The organism is Nocardia sp. XZ_19_231 (genome assembly GCF_015355705.1).
Lineage (GTDB): Bacteria > Actinomycetota > Actinomycetes > Mycobacteriales > Mycobacteriaceae > Nocardia > Nocardia salmonicida.
The window spans coordinates 484,137-508,457 of record NZ_JACUZI010000005.1 but is presented as its reverse complement, the minus strand read 5'-3'; the positions used below and the strand labels follow the sequence as shown (position 1 = coordinate 508,457).

The following is a 24,321-nucleotide window of genomic DNA, read 5'->3' as shown; positions in this document are numbered from 1 at the left end:
CCGGCCCACAGCTCTGCGATGACCCACGAACCCTGTCGGATTCGGCCTACCGGGGCGGACCAGTGTCGAACAAGCAAGAAGGAGTCGATATCGGGGCGTTCGGCGACCATGACACCACATGTAAGGCTGTCACGACCACATGACCGGTTTGTTTCTCGCCGCCCAGACCGAATCGATCAGAAATTTGTGCTGATGGCACAATGGCGTCGATGTTTTTTGTTCAACGAATGGAAGCGCCCGTGGCGGCCTACGGATCCCTGATATGGGTGGGACAGGCCCTCGGCCCGCGTGTCGACGCCATCACCGAAGACCTCATCCGAGTCACCGAGCAGATGATTCCGCTCAACGACGTAGCCGCCGACCTGGCCGAGATGCGAGCCGCCAGCATCGCGGAGAACATCGCCGCCGTGCAGCACGTCCTGGCGAACGGTATCGATCCCTCCACCGTCGGCCCGCCTGCCGGCGCCGCCGCCTACGCCCAACGCCTGGCCCGGCGAGGTGTACCGCTGACGATCCTGCTGCGCGCCTACGGGTTGGGGCAATACCGCATCCTCGACGCGGCGATCGGGCTGATCCTCGCCGTTCCCGGCCCCGACCAACCCGCCCGGATCGCGGAGGTCCTCAAGTTCGCGGGGACCTACCTGGATCGGCTCAATTCGTCGATGGGGCGAATCTACGAGGCGGAACGGGATCGCTGGCTCAGCAGTCGCCAAGCCGCACGACAGCAGTGGATCGCGCGTCTGCTCGACAACGAGGATGTCGACGTCGCGGCGGCCGAAGAAGTGCTCAACTACCGACTCGACCAGCGACATCTTGCGGCCGAAGTATGGTCGACAGTCACCGGCACAGACGCGGTGCGCGCGCTCGAGCAGGCACGACAGCTACTGTCCGCCGCGATGCGCACCCGTGGCTCCGAATTGGTCGCGGCGTCGGGGGACCGCGCCATGTGTCTCTGGTTCCCGATCGAGGAGCCGTGCGCGCTCCACGAACTCACCGAACAGGTCGAGTCCTCCGGGCTACCGGTGCGAGTCGCTCTCGGCCCGATCGGCGATGGGCTGCCCGGGTTTCGGCGCTCGGCCCGCAGTGCGGCACGGGCGAAGGCACTGGCCATTTCAGCGGGGGAGACCGCACCCACCGTGGTCGACTACGACACGATCGCGCCCTTCGCGCTGCTGACCGACGACCCGGACGAACTGGCCGGCCTCGTCCGCCGCGTCCTCGGCCCACTGGCCGGCGAAGGCACCAAAGTGGAGCTACTGAGGAACACCCTCGAGGTGTTCCTCGCCGAAGGCGCCAGCTACTCCCGCACGGCCCGCGTCCTCGACGTCCACCGCAACACCGTCCAATACCGCATTCAACAGGTCACCGGCCGCTACGGCATCGCGGTCGACACCGACACCTTCGAACTGCGCTTCGCCCTCGGCATCTGCCGCTGGTACCGCCACGTCCTGACTCGGACAATCTGAGTCCAGGTGGTTTGTGCGTCCCGCACAGCTGTTCCGCCACCGGCCTGCGTCGGGCGGAAATCCCACTGACAGTGGCGACCTCGACCGCTGACGTCGACCGTCCCTGAACCAGGGGAGTGGACCAGAGCTAACGATCACTGCGCTGATCTGAGGTTTTACGCTGGTTGGCGTTGAAGCGCGCCTTCTTCTGACGATTCCCGCACGTGTTCATGTCACACCATTTGCGGGTGCGGCTCTGGCTGGTGTCGAAGAAAGCCGCTCGACATGTCGGTGATGCGCACAAGGCCAATCTTCCGTCTCGTTCGCCCGCGATGATGCTGATCGCGTCGGCGGCGATGACGCCCAGGGCATCTTCTACGCAGGAAGCCGAGCTGAGTCGCCATTCGCGATTGCTCTCGGGCGTCAGAATCGCCGCCGCTCGCCCTTGAATGCTGCGGTCGTTGATGATTCGGACAGCAGACACAGGGGGAGTGTCCTGGATCGCGGCCGCTGTCGCGGCGGCGTGAATTGATTCCCGCAGTGTCCGAGCGAGTTCGAGCTGGGCGGTGGTGCAGGAGTCCACAGCTAGGCCGTTCACTGCGAGCCAGTCGACGAGTCGCTGGGGCGTGGGAATGCGTTCCACAGCGTCGCCGTGACGCTCCGTCAGAGTCGCCGTGAAGCTGGTCGCCAGCACACTTCCGAGGCGGAAGTCAGGGAACTCGGCACGCATGGAACCACCTTAGCCGGTTGCGCATCGGAATCAAGGCGTGTTAGAACCGTCTTAGCCGGTTCTCGATTGGTGTAGCCGGCTCCGCGACGGCAAGGAGTTCTCATGCCCCGCCCAACCGGCGATGTGCACGCATTCGAAGCCCACGCACCTGACGCTGACCTCGACGATCTGCGCGCGCGATTGGCCGCAGCGCGCCTACCGGAGGCCGAGACGGTCTACCGAGCCGCGCCCGACCCTCGGAGATGGGAACAGGGAGTCCCTCTCGCCGACCTCGTCGACGTCGTGAACTACTGGCGCACCGAGTACAACTGGCGGTCGTTCGAAGAGCGCCTCAACCGGATCGGCCAGTTCCGCACGACCATTCGATGACCTGGGAATCCACTTCCTGCACCGCCGATCCGCGCGCGCGGATGCCACTCCGCTGATCCTGACGCACGGTTGGCCGGACAGCATTGTTCGGTTCATCGATGTAGTAGACGAGCTGGCAGATCCGAAAGGCGCAGACGCGCCGGCGTTCCACGTCGTCGTCCCGTCGTTGCCAGGCTTCGGCTACAGCGACAAGCCGGTCACCACCGGGTGGGGGACCGAGAAAATCGCGGCCGCCTGGGTCGAACTGATGGGAAGGCTCGGCTACAGCCAGTTCCTAGCCCACGGCGGCGACTGGGGAGGCAACATCACCACGGTTCTCGGCGGCAGGTTCCCGGCGCACGTTCTCGGCATCCACACCACGTTCACGGAAGGACCGCCCGGGTTGACCACGGACGGACTGACGCCGATGGAGCGCGAGTGGGCAGCGGAAACCCGCGACTTCTGGAGCCACCGCGCGGCGTACGCCAAGCAGCAGGCGACGCGACCGCAGACCATCGGCTACTCGCTCGTCGACTCACCGGTCGGGCTGCTCGCCTGGATCCTCGACAAGTTCGCCGAGTGGACCGATACCGAGGACAGCCCGTTCGAAACGATCTCCATCGACAGCGTTCTCGACGATGTCACCCTGTACTGGCTGACGCGGACCGGCGCATCCGCGGCCCGCATCTACTACGAAAGCCACAACTCGCTCGACCCGGAACTTCGCGTAGACGTACCGTCGGCAATCACCATGTATCCACGTGATGTCGAGAAGGCGCCACGCGCGTGGGCGCAGGAGCGGTACCGACAGATCGTCCGTTGGAGGTTGCCCGAGAGCGGGGGACATTTCCCATCGCTCGAGGTTCCCGCGTACTTCGTCAAGGACCTGCAGGAAGGCCTCGCGGCTGTACTGGCTGCGAATCGCTGAACGCAGCTGGGTGTGGTGTGCCGAAAGAGGGTCTAGTTGACATAATGTGCATTATCGGCGTTTGAAGGCGGCCGGTCGGGAGGGGTATTTGCGATTTCTGCGGGATGTTTGCGGCGTATGCCGAGTTGCACCGCGCGCAGACAGGCCCCCTGAGGCGCCTGTCTGCGCTTCCATTTGTGCGCGACCACAATTTACACAGGCCGTCGCACGACATTTCAGAGTTCTGGGACGAAATCTGACAAAATTCGGATAATTCCCGCATTGTTCGATTAATGACCGTCCGTGCTGAATTCGCCAATCGCCAGATCTGGGCCCTGGATTCACAGAAAGTCGAATCGGCCACCTGAGGGGTGGCACTCCCCCTCCCGCTTCCCTGACCCTATTTCGTCACAGTGACGAAACTATCGGAGGTTCCCGGACGGCGCACCGCATCGTCGAACTCGAAGTGATGCGGTGCGCCGATCAGGATCAGACGAGAACAGGGGCGAGGCGGCGGGATTCCGTGGCCTTTTCGGAGCTGGTCTCCGGAGCGTTGTCGGCATCGGCGGTGAGGTACTTATCGGGCAACGACAGTTTCGCGATGGTGCGCAATGTCAGACCGTATTGCCGGACCAGGCTGCCGGTGGTGTAGGGCAGGCGATATTCAGCCGCGAGTTTGCGCACTTCACGTTGAATCTCGGGGAGTCGGTTGCTCGGCAGATCCGGGAACAGATGGTGTTCGATTTGATGGCTGAGCGTGCCCGACAGAATACGCATCAGGGGACCGACTTCGATATTGGCGCTGCCCAGGTATTGGCGCAGGTACCATTCGCCGCGGGTCTCGCCCTCGATATCGCGTTTGGTGAACTTCTCCGCACCGTCGGGGAAATGCCCGCAGAACGTGATGATCTGCTCCCACACGTTCTTGGTGAGGTTGGCGGTGATGTTCGCGCGTATCGTCGATTTCCAGTTCCGCCCGGTCATCGCCGGGAAGATGACGTAGTCCTTGAGCAGCTGCTTTCCTGCCTTCTGGACGATTTCGTCACGAGCTTCCCGGAACTTCTTCTTGTCCTTCTTGCCCGCCAGCACGCGCGGGATCTCCAGGTGGTACACGCACATGCCCAGTTCATAGAGCAGCGAAACCGGGACGAGGTAGACGAAGTTACCGAGGTGGTAAGGACGCCAGCGGCGGTCGCGGGTGATGCGGAGCAGACCGTAGCCTTCGTCGGGGTCCATGCCGAGCACGTTGGTAAAAACGTGGTGGCGGTAATTGTGCGCTTCTTTCCAATGCGCGGCGGGCATGGAATGGTCCCATTCCCAGGTGGTGGAGTGGATTTCCGGGTCGTTCATCCAGTCCCACTGACCGTGCATGACGTTGTGCCCGATCTCCATGTTCTCGAGCACCTTCGACAAGGTGAGTAGGCCTGTCCCCCACCACCAACTGCTTTTTCGACCCGAGTCGATCAGCACGAGTCGAGCGGCTATCTCGCACGCTCGCTGAACGCGAATGACAGTCTTGATATATTTCGCATCGCGCTCGCCCAAGCTGGATTCGATCTGTCCGCGCAACGCGTCCAGGCGTTGCCCGAACTCTTCGATGTCGGTCGGCGAGAGATGCGTGTACGCCTCGACGTCAGATATAGCCATCTGCTGTGTTCAACCCCTGTTCCGGTGCCGCGCGCCGGGCGCGGTCCTGGTGAGGATACGAACTCGAGGGGTCGATGCGGTGCAGTGCGAGTTATTTAGTTAGACGTAACAGCCTGATGTCCCGAATTGGGTGTTACTAGCTACTAGCGGTAGATCTTGTCCACCTCGGTGGCGAACTTCTTCATGACCTCTGCGCGCTTGAGCGACATCTTCGGGGTCAGTTCGCCGGTGGCCTCGGTCCAGTCGACGGGCAGAATGCGGACCTTCTTGATCGCCTCGGCATGGGACACCTTCTTGTTGGTGTCGGCGAGGGCCGCATCGATCTCCGCGACGAGATCCGGGTTGTCGATCAGCGCCTCGTTCGTGGTGTCGGCGGGCAGGTTGTGGCTTTGCTTCCATGCCGGGAGCATTTCGGGGTCGAGGGTGATCAGGGCGGCGACGAACGGGCGGCCGTCACCGACCACCATCGCCTGGCTGATCAGCGGGTGGGCGCGTAGTGAGTCCTCCATCAGTCCCGGGGAGACGTTCTTTCCGCCTGCGGTGACAATGATTTCCTTCTTGCGACCGGTGATGGTGAGGTATCCGTCGCGGTCGATGGTGCCGAGATCGCCGGTCTGGAACCAGCCGTCGGCGAAAGCGTCCTCGGTGGCCTGGGGGTTGCCCCAGTATTCGTGGAAGACGACCGGGCCGCGCAGCAGCAGTTCGCCGTCGGCGGCGATCTTGACGGCGTGGCCTTCGGTCGGGCGACCGACGGTGCCGACTCGGGTATCGGCCGGGGTGTTCACGGTGATCGCCGCGGTGGTCTCGGTGAGTCCGTAGCCCTCGTAGATCGGGATGCCTGCACCGCGGAAGAAGTGACCGAGCCGAGCGCCCAGCGGTCCGCCACCGGAGACCGCGGCCTCGCAGCGTCCGCCGAGCGCCTGGCGCAGTTTGCGGTAGACGAGTGTGTCGAAGACGGTGTGGCGCAGTCTGAGAGCGAGACCGGGTCCCCCGGTGTCCAACGATTCGCTCCAGGCGATGGCGGTCTCGGTGGCCAGGTCGAAGATCTTGCCCTTACCGCCGGCGTGCGCCTTCTGCTTGGCGCCGTTGAAGACCTTTTCGAACACTCGCGGCACCGCGAGGATGAAGTGCGGTCGGTAGCTGCCGAATTGGTCGACGAGTGTCGACCAGTCAGAACTGAACGCGACGACGACCTTGGCGTCGAGCGCGGCCAAGGTCACCGCTCGTGCGAAGACATGGGCGAGCGGCAGGAACATCAGTGTCTTGTTGCCCTGGGTGACGAACTCGCCCAGGGCGATGCGGTCGGATTTCGACTCGGCGTAGAGGTTGCCGTGCGTGAGGATGACGCCTTTGGGGCGGCCGGTGGTGCCCGAGGTGTAGATCAGGGTCGCCGGGGCGCTCGCGCCGACCTCAGCTCGGCGGGTGTGGACGGCGGCGTCGTCGAGATGGGCGCCGCGAGTGGTCAATTCCTCGACGATGCCTTTGTCGATCTGGAGGATTTCTCGTAGTTCGGGCAGTGCGCGATCGTCGATCTCCTCGATGATCGCGCGGTGTTTGTCGCTGTCGACGATGAGCAGCTTCGTCGCGGAGTCCTGCAGGATCCATGTGGCCTGCTCGGCGGCGGAGCTGTCGTAGATGGCGACGGTGCAGGCGCCGGTGGCCCAGATCGCGTGGTCGAGCACGACCCACTCGTAGCGGGTGGGTGCCATGATGGCCACGCGGTCGCCGGGTTCGATGCCTGAGGCGATGAGGCCCTTGGCCACGTCGGTGACCGTTCGTGCGAACTGGGCCGCGGTGATGTCGGTGAGTCCGCCGCTGCCGTCAGAGACGTTGAACAGCACCGTGTGTGGCGAGTGTTCGGCGTGCAGGAACACGCTGTCGGAATTGTTCGCGTGTTCCGGAATCGTGTAGGAAGCCGGGGCTTCGAACTCGTGCATCACAGGGGCCCTTCCACGTGGGTTGATCAGTTATCGCGCGGGCGCGTGCTCGATGCCGAGACGCAGCAGTCCGCGCAGGTCGTAGGCATTGGTGGCAACCGCACCGACGACCAGGCCGATCGCGAGTCCGACTAGGGTCATCGACAGGCCCTGTGCCATGCCCGCTTCGAGGTGTCCGTCGAAGAACAGGATGGCGCGCACGGACAGGTAGATCTGATGCATGGGTTCGAAGGTGGCCATGTCGGCGATCCAGCGCGGTGTCGCCTCGAGCGGGATGGTGCCCGAGGACGACGGGATGCCGAGCACCACGAACACGATGAGATTGATCATCAGGCCTGCCGTGCCGAAGGCGGCCATCACCGACAGGGCGGTGACCGCGATGGCGGCGATCGCCAGTGTGCCATAGAGAAACAGCATCAGTGGTCGCTCGATCGACATGTTCAGCAGGGTGCCGACGCCGAGGAAAACACCGGATGCCAGCGGGGCGCTGATCGTCGCGATTCCCCATTTCACGAGCAGGGTGCGCCATCGACTGATCGGGGCGGGGGTGGTGGTCTTGTGCCATGGGCCGTATTCGGCGGGGATGTAGCCGAGGGAGGCGTCGACCAGCGAGTTGATCATCATCGCGCCGCTGAATCCGACGATCAGCAGCACCAGGGTGTAGAAGAACGCCGCGAGGCCTTGGCCGGTGCCTTCGGGCAGTGGGTGGTAGGCGCTGACCATGACGTCGATCGGCTCGGTGAGTTGCAGCTGTGCCGCGCCGCTGAGTGGGGTGGCGCCGACCGCGGCGCTGACCTGCTCGGCGAGTTGGGCGCCGACGGTGCTGTTCACCTGCGTCATGGCTTGGTCGGCGACGGTGTTCATGATCTGTGCGGCGAGAGTGCCTGCCCGTGGATTGGTGAGCACGGAGATGATCGGCTGTTCGACCTGGCCCGGCACGATCGATGCGGCGCCGAGGATGGCGACGCGCTTGGTGAAGTCGCCGGGGATGACGATGGCGCCGTACACCTCGCCGTTCTGCAGCTGTCGCTGGGCTTCGTTGATGCCGAGCGGGCGCAGGTCGATCTTGTCGGCGGGGATGTTCTCGCTCAGCGCCGTGGTGATCTGTTCGCCGATGTTGGTGGGTTTGCCGCCGACGGTGTCGCCGACGTCCTGGTTGACCAGGGCGATCGGGAAGTCGTGGAGGTGCTTCTCGGGGTCGGCGGTGTAGCCGAGGTACATGGTGCCCAGCAGCGCCGCCAGGATGGTGACCAGGGTGATCGGGGCCAGCCATTCGCGGATCGGCATGGTGCGCTGCTTGCGGGTGGGCGCGGTGTTGTCAGTCATGGCATTCGTCAATGTAGTCACCGACAACAAAGTAGTCAACGCAAACATTCGGTCGACGTCGGATATCCTGCTCGTACCATGTCCCTGCACACCCCGTACCACCACGGAGACCTCCGCGCCGCGCTCCTGACGCGCGCCGAGGCGACACTGCGTGAGGCCGGTGTGGACGGGCTCTCCCTGCGTCAGCTGGCCCGCGACACCGGTGTGAGCCATGCGGCGCCGAGTCGGCACTTCCGCGACAAGCAGGCGCTCCTCGACGCACTCGCCGTGACCGGGCTCGAACGCCTCGGCGTCTGTTTCGAACAAGCCGTGATCGAAGGACCCATCACGGCACGCCTTCAGACCGTCGCCTACGCCTACCTACGATTCGCCGTCGACAACCTCGAGCTGTTGCCGCTGATGTTCGCGCGCCGAAACAACTCCACCTCCGCCGATCTCCAGCAGGCCGCCGACCGGGCGTTCGCGGTGCCGATCACCCTCATCGCCGAAGGTCAGGCCGCCGGCGAGATCGTGGCAGGTGACCCGAAACGGCTCGGTGTCACCGCCATGGCCGCCCTTCAGGGCTTGGCTACCTTCGTCGGCTCCGGCTATACCGCCGACTACGACTCCGAACAGCTGCTCGACGACCTGGTCCGGCACCTCACCCTCGGCCTGCTCCCCCGGTCCTCCCCCAGCTGACGATCACAGCCCCTCGACAACTGCTCAGTTGGATCCGGCGAGGACTACCAGCCGACCATTGCGCGGCTGGGTGGGTCGGTTGCTGTGCGGGAACAGCGCGCGGTAACTGTCGACATCGTGGACTGCGACCGGCGCGGGGTGGCGCAGCACGATCCACTCGACGCCTTCGGTGCACGGGGGCGTGGTCAGGGAGCCCTGGTAGCGGAACTGGGCGAGGTCGGCCGGGAGGAATTCGCGCGGGTCGACAGTGGTGACAGCGCGGGTGAGCCCTGCGCGGTTCGGGGCGGCGGTGAGTATGCGACTCAGCGGGGTGGGGTCGGTGTGCGCGTTCAGGAGCACGGCGAGAACGGCCAGCCGACCCGATCGGGCGGTGTGGACGAAATGCAGTTCCATGGCGGTCTCGGCGCCGTCGACTGTGTGCTCACTGGGGAGATGGAAGTGGAATTGAGTCAGGGTGAACGGGGTTCCGTCGACGACAATGCGGTTGCCGGAGTCCGCTGGGGTGCCCACCTGAACGGTGTGCCCGTTGTTGAGCAGGTCCACCGATGGGATGGGACGGTAGTCGATCTCGATGTGGTCGGACGGGTGTAGTTCGGTGGGGCTGTCCAGGTCGATCGGCGATTGGGCGTGGCCGACTCGGCAGGCCGAGTATCCGCGGTCGAGGTCGGCCCAGTGCTCGGGGCCCTCGGCGTCGTAGTCCCAGTGCGGCTTGCCCGTGTTGGCCGCGACCGAACCGCCGCAACCGGCGGCAGCGAGCAGTGCCAGTGCGGCGAGTGCGCCGCGGCGGGTGATGACGGGGCTGAGGTCATTGTGACGAACCGGCACCGGTGTAGCTCCTTGCCATAATTCTGCCGTCGGCCCGGATGTATGCGTCTCGGGACGGCAGTGTGCGCGCGTCGAAATCAGTGAGTCTTCCACCGAACCGAAGATGTCCGGTTTGCACCGAATATCCTTCTAGTACAGTCGATTTCGCTCCTGCGCGGGGTATCAGGCTATGCCGTTCGTCACCGCGGAGAACAGACTCGAGGGCGGCGAGATACGTCACATCGGCGGTGGCCGCGGCTCGAGGTGCTGGGATATGTCGGCGACCCTGCCTACGACACCATCACCGTCCTTCGCAGCTACCGGTTCGCGCCGCTGCTGTTCGCCGCCGATCCGGGCGCGGGCATTCGTCGCGGACTGGACTTGTATTGCGATGCCGCAGTAATCGACCGTGATCGGGCCAGTCGGTGGGCGCAGGTGCGTGCGGTCAAAGCTGCGCTCTGGGGGCGGCGTCACGACGACCCCGACTGGTTGATCCGAGCGACCGATCAGCTGGCCGAGATTCTGTTGTGAGGGTGATTTCGTGATCGGCGGACTTCGATTCGGCGAAGGCCCCGAGGTCCCCCAACGAATTCTTCAAGCGGGGTTGGTCGGCCAGTTCTTTTCCATCCACTGGTCCGGCTTGGGGTGGGCGGTGAAGCCGTAGGGGCGGTACATGTCGTGGGCATCGCCGGTGGCCAGGGCCATGCGGCGCAGTCCCCAGTCGTCGGCGTCGGCCATGATCCGCTCCAGCAGGAGTTTGCCGACGCCTTTTCCGCGCTGTAGACGGTCTACGTAGACGTCGGAGAGCCAGGCGAAAGTGGTGCGGTCGGTGACCAGGCGGGCGAAGGCGATCTGGAAACCGTCGTGGAACACGCTGTAGGGCACGGAGTTCTCGACGACGCGGCGGACGCGTTCGCGGCTGCGGCCGAGGGCCCAGTAGGCGTCGGTCGACAGGCGGTCGTGGAGCCAGTCGAGGTCGACGGCGGCGGGATCGGTGGAGATCTCGAGCATCGGTCCAGGATAGGTGCGGCCGGGCGCAGGGTGAGCCCGGCCGCAAGACGTCAGGCGCCGACGTAGGTGGCCAGGTGCTCGCCGGTGAGGGTGGAGCGCGCCTCGACGAGCTCGGCGGGAGTGCCTTCGAAGACGATGTGGCCGCCGTCGTGGCCCGCGCCGGGGCCGAGGTCGATGATCCAGTCGGCGTGAGCCATCACGGCCTGGTGGTGTTCGACGACGATGACGGACTTGCCGGATTCGACGAGCCGGTCGAGCAGGCCGAGGAGTTGTTCGACGTCGGCCAGGTGCAGGCCGGTGGTCGGTTCGTCGAGGATGTAGGTGCCGCCCTTGTCGGACATGTGGGTGGCGAGTTTGAGGCGCTGGCGTTCGCCGCCGGACAGGGTGGTCAGTGGTTGGCCGATGGTGAGGTAGCCGAGGCCGACTTCGGTGAGGTGGGTGAGGATCTTGTGGGCGGCGGGGGTGCGGGCTTCGCCTTCGCCGAAGAACTCACGGGCTTCGTCGACAGGCATGGACAGCACTTCGCTGATGTTCTTGCCCGCGAAGGTGTACTCGAGGACTTCGGCCATGAAGCGTTTGCCCTCACACACTTCACACATGGTCGAGACACCGGCCATCATCGCCAGGTCGGTGTAGACCACGCCCGCGCCGTTGCAGTTCGGGCAGGCGCCCTCGGAATTGGCGCTGAACAGGGCTGGTTTGGCGCCGGTGGCCTTGGCGAACGCTTTGCGGATGTGGTCGAGCAGACCGGTATAGGTAGCGGGGTTGCTGCGGCGCGAGCCCTTGATCGGGGTCTGGTCGATGGAGATGACGCCTTCGTCGATCGGGATCGAGCCGTGCACGAGCGAGCTCTTGCCCGAGCCCGCGACGCCGGTGATCGCCACCAGAATGCCGAGGGGGATGTCGACGTCGACTTTGTCGAGGTTGTTGGCGGTGGCGCCACGAATCTGCAAGGCGCTGGTCGACTTTCGCACCGAGTCCTTGACCGAGGCGCGGTCGTCGAAGTGGCGGCCGGTGACGGTGTCGCTGGCGCGCAGCCCGTCGACGGTGCCTTCGAAGCAGATGGTGCCGCCCTTGGAGCCGGCGGCGGGGCCGAGGTCGACGATGTGGTCGGCGATGACGATCGTTTCGGGCTTGTGTTCGACGACGAGCACGGTGTTGCCCTTGTCGCGCAGGCGCAGCAGCAGGTCGTTCATCCGCTGGATGTCGTGCGGGTGCAGGCCCGCGGTGGGCTCGTCGAAGACATAGGTGACGTCGGTGAGCGAGGACCCGAGGTGGCGAATCATCTTGACGCGCTGGGCTTCACCGCCCGACAGGGTGCCCGAGGGGCGCGACAGCGACAGGTAGCCGAGGCCGATCTCGACGAACGAGTCCAGGGTCTGGCGCAGCGACTCGAGCAGCGGCGCCACCGACGGGTCGTCGACTTCCTTGACCCATTCGGCGAGATCGGTGATCTGCATGGCGCAGGCGTCGGCGATGCTGATGCCGTTGATCTTCGACGAGCGGGCCGCGGCGGACAGCCGGGTGCCCGCACAGTCGGGGCAGGTACCGAAGGTGACGGCGCGTTCGACGAAGGCGCGCACATGTGGTTGCAGCGAATCGATGTCCTTGGACAACATCGACTTGCGCAGTTTAGGGATGAGACCTTCGTAGGTGAGGTTGATGCCCTCGACCTTGACCTTGGTCGGTTCCTTGTACAGCAGGTCGGCGAGCTGTTTTTTGGTGTACTTCTTGATCGGCTTGGCCGGGTCGAAGAAGCCGGAACCCTTGAAGATGCGGCCCATCCAGCCGTCCATGCTGTAGCCGGGGATCTTGAACGGGCCGTCGTCGAGGGAGAGGTTCTCGTCGTAGAGCTCGGTGAGGTCGATGTCGTTGATCTGGCCTTTGCCCTCACAGGTGGGACACATGCCGCCGGTGATGGAGAAGCTGCGGCGTTCCTTGACGGTGACGCCGTTCTTCTCGACCTCGACCGCACCCGCACCGCTGATCGAGGCGACGTTGAAGGAGAACGCCTGCGACGACCCGATGTGGGGGTCGCCGAGGCGGCTGAACAGAATGCGCAGCATCGCGTTGGCGTCGGTGACGGTGCCGACGGTGGAGCGCGGGTCGGCGCCGAGGCGGGACTGGTCGACCAGGATGGCGGTCGTCAGGCCCTCGAGCACGTCGACGTCGGGGCGCGCTTGGCTGGGCATGAAGCCCTGCACGAACGCGCTGTAGGTCTCGTTGATCAGGCGCTGTGACTCGGCGGCGATGGTGCCGAAGACCAGGGAGCTCTTGCCGGATCCGGACACGCCGGTGAACACGGTGAGCCTGCGCTTGGGGATCTCGATGCTCACATCGCGCAGGTTGTTGACCCGCGCGCCGTGCACGCGGATCAAATCGTGGCTGTCGGCCGGCTCTATGGTGGTGCCGGTCTTCTTGGCCGTGCTCATGGGTCTCCCTCGATCAGTCGACATCGCCGGATATCGAATCTACCGGCGCGGTGGCCTACTTGGTCTGCTGGATGCGGACCATATTTCCGGCGGGGTCGCGGAAGGCGCAGTCGCGCACACCGTAGGGCTGATCAGTGGGTTCCTGGACGACCTCGATCTCTCCTGCCTGGAGCTTTTCGAACAGGCCGTCGAGGTCGTCGGTGGCGAGGTTGATACCGGCGTAGGTGCCCTTGGCCATCATTTCGCTGATGACGCGACGTTCGTCGTCGGTGAGGCCGGGGTCGGCGGCCGGTGGGTGCAGCACGATGGAGGTATCGGGCTGGCCGGTGGGGCCGACGGTGATCCAGCGCATCCCGTTGTAGCCCACATCGTTGCGCACTTCGAAGCCGAGCGCGTCGCGGTAGAAGGCGAGCGCGGCGTCGGGGTCGTCCTGGGGCAGGTAGCTCTGGTGAATGGTGAGGTTCATGCCGACCACGCTAATTGTCGGCCGGAGCGGAAGCTTCTCGATTCCTGATCGGTCTGGTCACCTTCTTGACCACGCACGACGGCATGCCCGCGGTCTGTTCGTCCTGCTGCTGTTTGTAGACGCTGGGCGGTACGCCGACGAGTTCGGTGAAGCGGGTACTGAAGGTGCCCAGCGAGGACGAGCCGACCGCGAAGCAGACGTCGGTGACGCTCAGGTCGCCCCGGCGCAGCAGCGCCATGGCGCGTTCGATGCGGCGCGTCATCAAGTAGGAGTACGGCGATTCGCCGTAGGCGAGGCGGAATTGTCGACTGAGGTGTCCGGCCGACATGTGGACGCCGCGGGCGAGCGCTTCGACATCGAGTGGTTGGGCGTATTCGCGGTCGATGCGGTCGCGCACGCGACGCAGCAGCGCGAGGTCGCGCAGGTGCTGTGGTTTCGCGGGTGTGCCGGTCACAGGGGCGATCGTCCCACGTCGGGCGGGTTTCAGGACAGCGGCCGCCCACGTCGGGTGTCGAGGACCCCGTCGAGTTCGGCACGGAAGTGCGGGCAGGTGCGAAAGTCCTCGGCGTCGCACTCGAGCACGTGGGTGACGGCGTCGAGGGCGGCGCGTGTGCGGGCGATCTGGTCGGCGAGGCGGTCACGGTGGGCTTCGAGCACCTCGCGGCGGGTGGCGCGGTCGGGAGCGCGGGTGAACAGGATGGCGAGATCGTCGAGAGACAGCCCGGCCTTTTTGCCGAGGACGATCATCGCGACGGTGTCGATATCGGTGCTGCGGTAGTGGCGGCGTCCGGCCGAGTCACGCGGTGGGCAGAGCAACCCGCGGTCTTCCCAGTGCCGAAGCACGTGGGGCGCGAGACCGAACTGTGTAGCCACCGCACCGATCGTGGTGTGTTCCTCGGCCATCCGCCGAGCCTATGCGGTGACGCGGTAGCAGGTGATCACGGCGACGGGATGCCATGGCAGGCGCACTGTTTCGATTTCGACCGTGCCGAAGACGCCGCCGAGTGCGTGCAGGATCTGCCGGGTGCGCGAGAAGCGGAAGTCATAGATCCCGGCGCCGCCGCCGGGGCGCAGCACTCGACGCAGTTCGGAGACCGCGGCAGGCAGGTCGGGCCATTCGTGCATGCTCAGGCTCGATACGGCGAAGTCGATGCTGCCGTCGGGGTGAGGCAGCTCGGCGACGTCGGCCACGGCCAGCTCGACCGGCTGCCCGGCGAGGGTCCGGCGGGCGATGTCGATCATGTGCGGGGACAGGTCTATGCCGTGCAGGTGCAGGTCGGGGCGACGAGTTGCCAGGTGCGACAACAGCTTTCCCGGACCCGTGCCGAGATCGACGACGGTGGCCGAGTCGGTGGTGCGGGTGTCGATGTCGGTGGCGATCCGGCGGTACAGGCCGGTGAGCAGTCGGGTGGCGCGCCGGTCGTAGCAGAGGCTCTGTTCGTATCCGAAGGTGGTCATGAGACCACCGTGCTTGCTCAGGTCGACCTGAAGTCAAGCTCTTCGGTCGGGCGGACCGCCGCGGCACGACCGGGCGCTCGCTGGAACTGCCAGTACAGGTTCGTGTGAGCGATGACGTCTTCGGGTTTCGGTGCACCCCACCGGGTTTTGTCGCCGGTGGTGTGCGCGTCGCCGACGAGGGTGACGTCGTAGCCGCGAACGAAGGCGCCGTGGATGGTCGAGCGGATGCAGGCGTCGGATTCGGCGCCGGTGACGATCAGGTGACCGGCACCCACAGCGGCGAGCAGTCCCTCGAGCTCGGTGTCTTCGAACGAGTCGCCGTAGCGCTTGTGGACCAGCGGTTCGGTGTCGGTGCGGGTGAGCTCGGGGACGTAGCGCCAGGGATCGCTCTCTTCGACGAGGTCCTCGGAGGAGTGCTGGATCCAGATGATCGAGATATCGGCGTCGCGGGCACGCTCGACAAGGGTGGTGATGTTCGCGACGACTTCGTCGCGACGGGGCGCTTCGTCGACGACACCGTTCTGGACGTCGACGACGAGCAATGCGGTGTTCGGACGGTCGGGAAGCGTGGTCATGGCGAATCCTTGAAGTCGGTCAGAGCGGGCGCAGGACGACGATGCCGGGGACGGTCCGAAGGTAGTCGCTCAGGGGTGTGTCGACGACCTGGTTGTTCGCGGCGAGGGAGGAGGCGTTGCGGAAGACGGGGCCGGTGGGGGTTTGAACGATGAAGCCGACGTGGGTGACGTCGAGGCCGGCCTCGGGGGTGTAGGCACCGAGGTAGTCGCCCGTGCGAAGCGCGCCCGACACTGCCCCGTCGACAGCAGCCGAGGGGACATGGGTGACGGCGCGGTCGACCACGGGCACACCGGGCAGGTAGGTGCTGCCGTCGGCTTTGGCGTTGAGGTGTTTGGTGGTGGTGACGGCGGCGGGGCTCAGACTCGCGGTGATGTCGGTAGCCGCCAGGCGCTCCCTGGTGGCCCAGTCGGTGAAGAAGTGCTTGCGCTGGGCGAATTCGACCCGGCCGTCGATATAGCGGGTGGCGATCAGGTTGGTGAGGAACTGGTCGCGGTCGGCGGAGCGGGAGGCGGCGTCGATGTAGTCGAGGTAGGTGAAGCAGTCCACCCGGCGCAGGTCGACGACGAGCTGTTCGGGTTCGGTGGCCGAGCCGATCAGCATGTTCGCGCCGTAGGGGGTGCCGAGCAGCCGCGCGGAGAGGCGTTCGATGAGTTCGCCACGGCCGAGATCGCCCGATTCGGCGCGCACGCTGAGCAGTTCGTCGATCTTGCGTGTGCTGGCCTCGTCGACCGACGGAGCGGCCGAAGCCGGTGCGAGCGCGCACACGAGTGCGGCGAGCACGAGCAGGATCCGGACGATGATGCGCAAGACGCCTCCAACTGGCCACGGTCGATCGGTGCGAGCGCTGTCCACCGTAGCCGAGTCGACCGACACGATTGATGTGCCGGCGTTCCCCTGGTGTTCGCGTAGCGTTGTCGCAGGTAGTCCGTGTTCGCGGCGAGTTCGCGATGGGGTTGCTCCCCTGGGTGTCGTGGATGTGGTTCGTGCAGACGTCGACCGTTGGCCCGTCCGGGTGGAAGGGATGCCGAAATGCGTGCGTTGACAGTGATTCCCATGCAGAAGCAATCACTGCGTGTGGAGGATGTCCCCGATCCGGTCGTCGGTCCCGGCGAACTGCTCGTCGACGGGATCTCGCTGGGCATCTGCGGTACCGACCGTGATATCGCGCAGGGCAACTACGGCTGGCTGCCACCGGGCAAGCCACGGTTGGTCCTGGGGCACGAATCGCTGGGCCGGGTGAAGACCGCGCCCGAGGGCAGCGCGTTCGCCCCCGGCGACCTCGTGGTCGGGATCGTGCGCAGGCCGGATCCGGTGCCGTGTGGGGCGTGCGCGCGCGGGCAGTGGGACATGTGCCGCAACGGGATGTACGTCGAGCGCGGGATCAAGGAGATCGACGGCTACGGGTCGACGGCCTGGGTGGTGCGCGAGGACTTCGCGGTGCGGCTGGATCCGGCGCTGGAGAAGGTCGGGGTGCTGTTGGAGCCGACGACAGTGGTCGCCAAAGCGTGGGATCAGATCGAGAAGATCAACAACCGCGCCTGGTTCGACCCGCGCACGGTCCTGGTCACCGGTGCCGGCCCGATCGGATTGCTGGCGGCATTGCTCGGCCAGCAGCGCGGCCTCGACGTACACGTCCTCGACCGCGCCAGTGGCGGGACGAAACAAGAGCTGGTCGAGGCGTTGGGCGGCACCTTCCACACGGGGACCGCGGCGGCGGTCGCGGAGGCGATCCGGCCCGATGTCGTGATCGAGGCGACCGGTGCGCCCGCGGTGGCGTTGCAGGCGATGGAGATCGACAACCCGGGCGTGATCGTCTGTTTGACCGGGGTGTCGACCCCCGGTGTCGACACCGATGTCGATGTGGGCGGTTTGAACCGCAATATCGTGCTCGACAACGCGCTGGTGTTCGGTTCGGTGAACGCGAACCGCGACCACTACGAACAGGGCGCGGCGGCGCTGGCCGAAGCTGACGAGTCGTGGCTGGAACGGTTGATCACCCGACGACTGCCGCTGGAGCGGGCGATCGAGGCGTTCGATCCGGGTGGGTCCGATATCAAGGTCGTCATCGACCTGGCCTGACTCCGAAAACCTCGGCGGTCAGTCGCTCGACACGGACTCGGTGGCGGGGACCGCGCAGCCGTCGGGGCCACAGGTCTCGCCGTCGGCGATGAGTTGGGGTGCGGGTCGATCGTTCCAGGCTGTGTTCAGCGCCCGGGTGAACGTTTCGGCGGGTTGGGCGCCGGAGACCGCGTACTTGCCGTCGAAGACGAAGAACGGGACACCGGTGGCACCGAGCGCGGCCGCTTCGGCTTCGTCGGCGCGGACCGCGTCGGCGTAGGCGTCGGGATCCGCGAGCACCGCACGCACCGAGTTCTCGTCCAGGCCCGCGCGCACGGCCAAAGCCACTAGACGTTCGGTGTCGCCGAAGACGGGTTCGGTCTCGGCGAAGTTGCCCGCGTAGAGCGCGTCGAGCATGGCTTCCTGTTTGCCCTGGTCGAGGGCAAAGTGCAGGAGCCGGTGCATATCGAAGCTGTTGCCGGAATCGCGGCCCGCGGTCTGGTAGGGCAGACCCATCGCCTCGGCCTGGGCGCCGATGCCGCGTTCGTTGGCGGCGGCCTGGGCGACGGTGATGCCGTATTTTTCGGCGATCGCCGGGATGACCGGGCGCGTGGAACCGGCGGGCAGCGTCGGATCGAGTTCGAAGGACCGGTGCACGACCTCGACGTCGTCGCGGTGCGCGAAGTCGGCCATGGCTTGTTCGAAGCGCGCTTTGCCCAGGTAGCAGAACGGGCAATTGATGTCGGTCCAGATCTCTACTCTGGTGGACAAGCGGGCCTCCTGCGGCGCATCACGGGGTGCGGCGGTGGTCCGCCGGACAGTACTGGACGGGCGTTCGAATTCGGGGTGTGTAACGCAGGCAACGAAGCCGCTATTCCCTGGCGCGTCCGGGCACGACGGGGACGAGCACGAAGGACATCGATGGGGTTCGAGCAGCGGAGGGGGTGGGTGCAGATGCCCGAAGGACTGGTGGCGCCGCGCGCGCTGGGCGGGTTGTGGGCGGTGCGCCACGCACAGAGTGAGGCCAATGTGTGGTTCGCCGACCCGGCGACCGGACAGCGGCCGATGCGGGGGACCGACTCGGCGGTGGAATTGACCGCGCACGGGCACTGGCAGGCGCAACGTCTCGGCGATTGGCTGGCCGAGTTGTCCGGAGTGCAGCGGCCCACGCTGGTCGTCTGCTCCCCCTACCTGCGCACCCGAGTCACCTGGGCGGTGATGGCCGAGGCGGCCGCCACCCGCAACCGCCAGGTGCGCCCGATCCGCACTCTGGTCGACGAACGGTTGCGTGATCGGGAGATGGGGGTGTTCGAACTGCATCCGTACCGGGCGATCCGGCGACGCGCACCCGAGGAGGGTGCGCGCCGTGAACTGGTCGGCAACTGGGTGTATCGCCCGCCGGGCGGGGAATCGCTGGCCGATGTGGCGTTGCGGGTGCGTAGTTTCCTCGACGAGCTGGATGTGGTGGCCGCGGGCGAGCAGGTACTGGTGGTGACCCACGACGCGGTAGTGGTGTCGTTGCGCTACATCCTCGACGGACTCGGTGCGCCGGTGCCGGATTCGCTCGAGCCGGTACCCAACGCGTCGGTGTCACAGTGGCGGCGTGAGGGCCCTCGACTGGCATTGCGTGTGTGGGGCGCGGTCGACCACCTGACGACCGAGGAGCAGATACGACAGCGCTCACGGGGCGAACAGGCTGGTTGAGGCGGCGTCAACGGACCGACCGGTTCGTGGATGACAGAATGCCCGGGTGGATGTCGCGATCGGTCTGGTTGTCCTCATCGGCTCGGCGACCGCGCTGGCGGCGCTGGCGCGGCGATTCGGGGTGTCCGAACCTCTGGTGCTGACGTTGGCCGGAGTGGCCGCGTCGTATCTGCCGATGGTGCCGCAGGTGCATCTCGAGCCGGAGGTGGTGCTGCTCGGTTTGCTGCCGCCGTTGCTCTACACCGCCGCGCTGCGCACGTCGCTGGTCGATTTCAAGGACAACCTGCGCACCATCGCGTCGCTGTCGATGGGGCTGGTGCTGTTCAGCACGTTCGCGGTGGCGTTGGTGGTGTGGTGGTTGCTGCCGGTGCCGTTCGCGGCGGCGGTCGCGTTGGGTGCGGTGGTCGCTCCCCCGGACGCCGTGGCCGCGACCGCGGTGGCGCGGCGCACCGGGATGCCGCGCAGCATCGTGACGGTGCTCGAGGACGAGTCGCTGTTCAACGACGCGACCGCGCTGGTGGCGTTGCGTTCGGCCATCGCGGCGATGGCCGGTGCGGTGACGGTGTGGCAGGTGGGCGGCGATTTCCTGCTCGCCGCTGTCGGTGGCGGTGTCATCGGGGCCGTGGTGGCGGCGGCGTTGGCGATGTTGCGCAGGCGGATCACCGATCCTGTGCTGGATACCTCGGTCTCGCTGCTGGCCCCGTTCGTGGCGTATCTGCCTGCCGAGCATTTTCACGCTTCCGGCGTGATCGCGGTCGTGACGTGCGGGATGATCCTCGGACACGGCGCGCAACGGTGGCAGGGGGCGGCTTCGCGCGTCGCCGAGACCACCAATTGGCGCACCATCCAGTTCATTCTGGAGAGCGCGGTGTTCTTGATCATCGGATTGCAGGTGCGTTGGATCGTCGAAGGTGCCTGGCACAGCGGGTTGGATCACGGCACGCTCGTCGTGGCGGCGGTGGGTGTGCTGGCGGCGGTGATGCTGGCTCGCCCGGTGTGGGTGTTCACGCCGGTGTTGGTGGCCAGGCTGTTCGGGCGCGCGAGCGAGCCGTTGAGTCACGCGGCGGTGGTGTCGTGGGCGGGGATGCGCGGGGTGGTGACCTTGGCGGCGGTGTTGTTGCTGCCCGAATCGACGCCGCAGTTGCCGGTTCTGGAGTTGCTCGCGCTGGTAGTGGTGGGTGGCACGCTGCTCGTTCAGGGCAGTTCGTTGCCGTGGCTGGTGCGGTGGTTGCGGTTGCGCGGGCCCAGTCGCGAAGAGGATGCGCTCGCCAAAGCTGATCTGCTCCAACAGGCTTCGACCGCGGGTCTGGCCGAACTCGACCGCCGGATCGGCCCGAACACCCCCGAGCCGGTGATCGAGTCGCTGCGTCAGCGACTGATCTGGCGTTCCAATGCCGCGTGGGAACGGTTGGGCCGCCCCGAGGCGGAACTGGTGACACCGACCGCGGAATACCGGCGGCTACGGCTGGCGATGCTGGGCGCCGAACGCGATGCGGTGCTGAAGGTCCGCGATGCGGGAGCCGTGGATTACGAAGTGCTGCAACATGTGCTGGCCCGGCTCGATCTCGAGGAGTCGATGATCGACCGCTTCGACGAACGCGATGACGCGCGCGGGGTCGACACGCTGTCGACCGCGGCCGGGGCACTGGGGTGCGCGCATCTCGACGAGGCTCCGCTGTTGCTGGAGCCGCCTGTCGGTGAGCTGGTGTGCCAGACGTGCCTGGACGAGGGTCTGCGCTGGGTACATCTGCGAATGTGCGCCACTTGCGGGAACATCGGCTGCTGCGAATCCTCGATCGGCAACCATGCCGACGCCCACTTCCGCAACAACTCGACGCATCCGGTGATGCGCAGTGTGGAGCCGGGCGAAGCGTGGCGCTGGTGCTACGTGGACCAGCTGCTCGGATAACCCGGCTGCTCGCTCAGCCGCGGTGGGAGTAGATCAGGCGGGCGTACTCGGCGAGCAGGTGGTCGAGTTCGGTGGGTTCGCCCGCGGCGGCGAGCTGTTGGTAGCCGATGATCATGGCCATGCCGAATTCGGTGACGACGGTGGCGGTGGCCGTGTCGTCGACGACGCCGTCGATCACGCGGTGTACGGTGCGCCGACGTGACTCGTCGACGCGCTTGACGGTCACGTGTACCGATTCGTCGTTGGCCGCCCAGGCGCGCAACGCGGCCTCGGCGCCGTGTTCGAGTCCGCTGGCGAGCACCGACATGGCGCGCACGTCGGCGTCGGCGTCACCGTGGCCGACATCGAGCGCGCGTAGCTCGACCATCTGACGGTTCTCCCAGTGTTCGAGCAGGGTGTCGACAAAGCCCTGCCAGGAGCCGAAGTGGTGATAGAACGAGCCACTGGTAACACCGAGGCGACGGCAGAGCACCCCGATGTTGAGACCTTTGAAACCGAACTCGGCGAGCACCGCCACCGCGGTGTCGAAGTACTGCTCCTTGGTGACCACTCGGGACATCGCGATGCCGTTCTGTTCGTGCGGGCAGGGCCGAAGAATGCGAACAGTACCCCATCGTATCGAGCCTTCGCGCATCCGTAACGTTGTCTACGCTGTGCCACAATCGGCCGATTCGGCGACGAAATGCCAAGTGGTGGAACGAAATACGTGGACAACGGCCTGAAAGTCCATCCGAATGGAATAGCGGAGCGCACGCTCTGTAAACTTTTGTTCATGCCGAGACCGCGTACTCACGACCCACAGACGGTTCTGGACGCCGCCGAAAAGCTCGCGGCCCGTTCCGGACCCGCCGCTGTCACGGTGCGCGCGGTCGCCGCCGCTACCGGAGTATCCAATGGCGCGCTCTATCACACATTTCAGTCTCGCCAGGTTGTGTTGGCGCGCACCTGGTTACGCGCCGCGCACCGATTCCTGGCCCTGCAGTCGGCCGACATCGACCGCGCCGTCGCTGCAGCCGACCCCGAGACCCGCATCGATGCCGTCCTCGACGCCGCGCAGGCCCCGGCGCGGTTGGCCGAGCACCACCCCGACTCCGCGCGCCTGCTGCTGCTCGTCGATCGCGCCGAATTGCTCGCCGGTGACATCCCGCCCGCGCTGGCGCAGGAGATCGCCGACACCGAGAAGGCACTCGTCGCCGCGCTCAACCGGCTCGCGCGTGCCCTGTGGGGTCGCGCCGACCGGCGCGGCGTCGCCACCGTCACCACCTGCCTGGTAGATCTGCCCACCGCGCTGCTGCTGCGCCGCGACCGGCTCACCGATCCCCTGGCCCGCGCACAGCTGCGTGCTGCCGTGCGGGCCGTCCTCGACCTCGGTCCCCACTGAAAAGGAAACCCCGTGCCCACACTGCGCCACCATGATTCGATCGCCGTGCTCGACTTCGGCGACGGCGAGAACCGCTTCTCCCCCGACTTCCTCATCGAAGTGCAGACCCACCTCGACACCGTCGTGGCCGAGGGCGCGCACGCGTTGGTGACCACCGCGACCGGCAAGATCTACTCCAACGGCCTCGACCTGGACTGGCTCTCGGCCAACGGCGACCGGGCCGCCGAATACGTCGAAGCCGTGCACACCCTGTTCGCCCGGGTCCTCACCTTGCCGATGCCGACGGTCGCCGCGATCGGCGGACACGCCTTCGGTGCGGGTGCGATGGTGGCGATGGCCCACGACTATCGGGTGATGCGCGCCGACCGCGGCTACTTCTGCTTCCCCGAGGCCGATATCCGCATCCCGTTCACCAACGGCATGGCCGCGCTCATCCAGGCGAAGGTGCCCCCCAAGACCGCCGTCGCCAGCATGACCACCGCCCGCCGCTTCGGTGGCGCCGACGCACTCGCGCTGGATCTGGTCGACGCCACCGCTGCCGAAGGCGAAGTCCTCGATGCCGCACTGGCTTTGGTCGCACCGCTGGGCGGCAAGGATCAGACCACGATGACCGCGATCAAAGCGGTGATGTTCGCCGATGTCCTCGACGCGTTGCGCGGGCGGGACTGATCACGGCAGCCGGGGGCCCTTGCCCAGGTAGATGTCGCCACGGTCATCGCTTGCCCAGCCGCCCCCGGTGTAGTCACCCAGCACGAAACACGCGTGGCAGAACTGCTTTCCGAACACCGTCAGGTAGATGCTGCGGTAGGAGCTGATCGCCCGCATCTTCACCGACTTGTACGCCGCCTGTGCCGGCGGTTGGGCTTCGAGGAATGCGTAGCGACGGAAATCGGCGACCGGTTCGGTGGAGAAGCGGATCAGCCCGAGACGACTGAGGTTGCCCAGGTAGTGGTGGTCACGGTCGGGCAGCGCGCACCCGGCCATCGCCGCGATCATGTTGATGCCGTCGGCCAGCCGTTGTGAGCCGATCCCGAACGGCGCCTTGGTGCGGATGTCGATCGCGGGCTGCGGTCCGGCGACGGCGAGGAACCGCAGGATCCGGGCTTCGTCGGGTGTCAGGTCGTGCAGGATCGGTACGAACGACGGGTGCAGGTCGCGCGGTTGCTGCGCGCAATCCCAGCCCTCGGTGATCATCGCGTCGCCCATCGCCTTGAGATCGTCGGCGTCGACCTTGGTTTCGACCGGGCCGTAGACGCCGGTGGCGGTGCTGGTCAGACCGAGCGCGCTCAACGCGGCGCGACGAAACAGGTCGACGCGTTCGTCGAAGATCTGCGATATCGGTTCGCCGGAGCGGATGTCGTCGACGAGATCGGTGGCGGTGTGCACCGCACCCTTGGTCACCGCGCCGACGATGTGGCGCAACGACTGTCCCGCGATCCGCGCCAAGCCGAGCAGATCGGTGGGGATGCCGGGTTCGCGATCAGGGGTGGGCTCGATGCTCATG

At 66.1% G+C, this 24,321-nt stretch carries 24 protein-coding genes and 1 pseudogene; 9 read left to right on the top strand and 16 right to left on the bottom strand.

Annotated features, from left to right (window positions below):
- Window positions 1–227 precede the first annotated feature (227 nt).
- Window positions 228–1,466, top strand: a complete 1,239-nt coding sequence (locus tag IBJ82_RS24400; protein ID WP_194828288.1) for a CdaR family transcriptional regulator — start codon at window positions 228–230, stop codon at window positions 1,464–1,466.
- A gap of 127 nt (window positions 1,467–1,593) precedes the next feature.
- On the opposite strand, the gene IBJ82_RS24395 is transcribed toward IBJ82_RS24400, so the two are convergent.
- Entirely contained in the window at window positions 1,594–2,175 is a 582-nt protein-coding gene (locus IBJ82_RS24395) for an ABATE domain-containing protein (RefSeq protein WP_194828287.1), read from the bottom strand.
- Window positions 2,176–2,277: 102 nt separating this feature from the next.
- On the opposite strand from IBJ82_RS24395, the pseudogene IBJ82_RS24390 reads away from it, so the two are divergent.
- Window positions 2,278–3,451, top strand: a pseudogene (locus IBJ82_RS24390) (epoxide hydrolase family protein).
- A gap of 468 nt (window positions 3,452–3,919) precedes the next feature.
- Here IBJ82_RS24390 and IBJ82_RS24385 read toward each other — a convergent pair.
- From IBJ82_RS24385 to IBJ82_RS24375, 3 genes are all read right to left on the bottom strand, one after another.
- Window positions 3,920–5,077 carry an acyl-CoA desaturase gene (locus IBJ82_RS24385; protein WP_194828286.1) on the bottom strand — a complete coding sequence of 386 codons (1,158 nt, stop codon included), beginning with the start codon at window positions 5,075–5,077 and terminating at the stop codon, window positions 3,920–3,922.
- Between the two features lie 143 nt (window positions 5,078–5,220).
- A complete protein-coding gene (locus tag IBJ82_RS24380; RefSeq protein ID WP_194828285.1) occupies window positions 5,221–7,014 on the bottom strand; it encodes a long-chain fatty acid--CoA ligase in 1,794 nt (597 codons plus the stop codon).
- Between the two features lie 30 nt (window positions 7,015–7,044).
- Window positions 7,045–8,340, bottom strand: coding sequence for a DUF3533 domain-containing protein (locus IBJ82_RS24375; RefSeq protein WP_228537574.1), 1,296 nt, complete (start codon window positions 8,338–8,340; stop codon window positions 7,045–7,047).
- 78 nt (window positions 8,341–8,418) lie between these two features.
- Between IBJ82_RS24375 and IBJ82_RS24370 the strand changes: the two genes are divergently transcribed.
- Window positions 8,419–9,018 carry a TetR/AcrR family transcriptional regulator gene (locus tag IBJ82_RS24370; RefSeq protein ID WP_194828284.1) on the top strand — a complete coding sequence of 200 codons (600 nt, stop codon included), beginning with the start codon at window positions 8,419–8,421 and terminating at the stop codon, window positions 9,016–9,018.
- Between the two features lie 24 nt (window positions 9,019–9,042).
- Here the strand turns inward: IBJ82_RS24370 and IBJ82_RS24365 are convergent, their stop codons facing one another.
- Complete coding sequence (locus IBJ82_RS24365; protein WP_194828283.1) at window positions 9,043–9,843, bottom strand: carbonic anhydrase family protein; 801 nt, start codon at window positions 9,841–9,843, stop codon at window positions 9,043–9,045.
- A 243-nt stretch (window positions 9,844–10,086) separates the two neighbouring features.
- Between IBJ82_RS24365 and IBJ82_RS24360 the strand changes: the two genes are divergently transcribed.
- Window positions 10,087–10,353, top strand: coding sequence for a hypothetical protein (locus IBJ82_RS24360; protein ID WP_194828282.1), 267 nt, complete (start codon window positions 10,087–10,089; stop codon window positions 10,351–10,353).
- 63 nt (window positions 10,354–10,416) lie between these two features.
- Here the strand turns inward: IBJ82_RS24360 and IBJ82_RS24355 are convergent, their stop codons facing one another.
- From IBJ82_RS24355 to IBJ82_RS24320, 8 genes are read right to left on the bottom strand one after another with little or no spacing between them, the layout of a single operon-like run.
- Window positions 10,417–10,833 carry a GNAT family N-acetyltransferase gene (locus IBJ82_RS24355; RefSeq protein ID WP_194828281.1) on the bottom strand — a complete coding sequence of 139 codons (417 nt, stop codon included), beginning with the start codon at window positions 10,831–10,833 and terminating at the stop codon, window positions 10,417–10,419.
- A 50-nt stretch (window positions 10,834–10,883) separates the two neighbouring features.
- The gene (locus tag IBJ82_RS24350; RefSeq protein ID WP_194828280.1) at window positions 10,884–13,265 is read right to left on the bottom strand and encodes an excinuclease ABC subunit UvrA; all 2,382 of its coding nucleotides are present in this window, start codon (window positions 13,263–13,265) and stop codon (window positions 10,884–10,886) included.
- Window positions 13,266–13,320: 55 nt separating this feature from the next.
- Window positions 13,321–13,731: a VOC family protein gene (locus IBJ82_RS24345; protein WP_067447340.1), complete on the bottom strand. Its 411-nt coding sequence runs from the start codon at window positions 13,729–13,731 to the stop codon at window positions 13,321–13,323.
- 10 nt (window positions 13,732–13,741) lie between these two features.
- Entirely contained in the window at window positions 13,742–14,185 is a 444-nt protein-coding gene (locus IBJ82_RS24340; protein ID WP_056819895.1) for a helix-turn-helix transcriptional regulator, read from the bottom strand.
- A 29-nt stretch (window positions 14,186–14,214) separates the two neighbouring features.
- Window positions 14,215–14,634 (bottom strand): MerR family transcriptional regulator, encoded by a 420-nt coding sequence (locus tag IBJ82_RS24335; RefSeq protein ID WP_194828279.1) that lies wholly within the window; start codon window positions 14,632–14,634, stop codon window positions 14,215–14,217.
- A gap of 9 nt (window positions 14,635–14,643) precedes the next feature.
- Window positions 14,644–15,189 carry a class I SAM-dependent methyltransferase gene (locus IBJ82_RS24330; protein ID WP_194828278.1) on the bottom strand — a complete coding sequence of 182 codons (546 nt, stop codon included), beginning with the start codon at window positions 15,187–15,189 and terminating at the stop codon, window positions 14,644–14,646.
- A 17-nt stretch (window positions 15,190–15,206) separates the two neighbouring features.
- Window positions 15,207–15,764, bottom strand: a complete 558-nt coding sequence (locus IBJ82_RS24325; RefSeq protein WP_194828277.1) for an isochorismatase family protein — start codon at window positions 15,762–15,764, stop codon at window positions 15,207–15,209.
- A 19-nt stretch (window positions 15,765–15,783) separates the two neighbouring features.
- Entirely contained in the window at window positions 15,784–16,572 is a 789-nt protein-coding gene (locus IBJ82_RS24320) for a DUF1460 domain-containing protein (RefSeq protein ID WP_194828276.1), read from the bottom strand.
- A gap of 246 nt (window positions 16,573–16,818) precedes the next feature.
- Between IBJ82_RS24320 and IBJ82_RS24315 the strand changes: the two genes are divergently transcribed.
- Entirely contained in the window at window positions 16,819–17,844 is a 1,026-nt protein-coding gene (locus tag IBJ82_RS24315) for a glucose 1-dehydrogenase (protein WP_228537573.1), read from the top strand.
- A gap of 18 nt (window positions 17,845–17,862) precedes the next feature.
- Here the strand turns inward: IBJ82_RS24315 and IBJ82_RS24310 are convergent, their stop codons facing one another.
- A complete protein-coding gene (locus tag IBJ82_RS24310; RefSeq protein ID WP_194828274.1) occupies window positions 17,863–18,594 on the bottom strand; it encodes a DsbA family oxidoreductase in 732 nt (243 codons plus the stop codon).
- 183 nt (window positions 18,595–18,777) lie between these two features.
- On the opposite strand from IBJ82_RS24310, the gene IBJ82_RS24305 reads away from it, so the two are divergent.
- Together IBJ82_RS24305 and IBJ82_RS24300 are read left to right on the top strand one after the other, a co-directional pair.
- The gene (locus tag IBJ82_RS24305; RefSeq protein WP_194828273.1) at window positions 18,778–19,527 is read left to right on the top strand and encodes a histidine phosphatase family protein; all 750 of its coding nucleotides are present in this window, start codon (window positions 18,778–18,780) and stop codon (window positions 19,525–19,527) included.
- 46 nt (window positions 19,528–19,573) lie between these two features.
- Window positions 19,574–21,436: a Na+/H+ antiporter gene (locus IBJ82_RS24300; protein WP_194828272.1), complete on the top strand. Its 1,863-nt coding sequence runs from the start codon at window positions 19,574–19,576 to the stop codon at window positions 21,434–21,436.
- A gap of 13 nt (window positions 21,437–21,449) precedes the next feature.
- Here IBJ82_RS24300 and IBJ82_RS24295 read toward each other — a convergent pair whose 3' ends face one another.
- The gene (locus IBJ82_RS24295; RefSeq protein WP_056819923.1) at window positions 21,450–21,995 is read right to left on the bottom strand and encodes a TetR/AcrR family transcriptional regulator; all 546 of its coding nucleotides are present in this window, start codon (window positions 21,993–21,995) and stop codon (window positions 21,450–21,452) included.
- A gap of 213 nt (window positions 21,996–22,208) precedes the next feature.
- On the opposite strand from IBJ82_RS24295, the gene IBJ82_RS24290 reads away from it, so the two are divergent.
- Window positions 22,209–22,817, top strand: coding sequence for a TetR family transcriptional regulator (locus tag IBJ82_RS24290; RefSeq protein ID WP_194828271.1), 609 nt, complete (start codon window positions 22,209–22,211; stop codon window positions 22,815–22,817).
- Between the two features lie 12 nt (window positions 22,818–22,829).
- Window positions 22,830–23,486: an enoyl-CoA hydratase-related protein gene (locus tag IBJ82_RS24285; protein ID WP_194828270.1), complete on the top strand. Its 657-nt coding sequence runs from the start codon at window positions 22,830–22,832 to the stop codon at window positions 23,484–23,486.
- On the opposite strand, the gene IBJ82_RS24280 is transcribed toward IBJ82_RS24285, so the two are convergent.
- Window positions 23,487–24,320, bottom strand: coding sequence for an Abi-alpha family protein (locus IBJ82_RS24280; RefSeq protein WP_194828269.1), 834 nt, complete (start codon window positions 24,318–24,320; stop codon window positions 23,487–23,489).
- Window position 24,321: the final 1 nt, after the last annotated feature.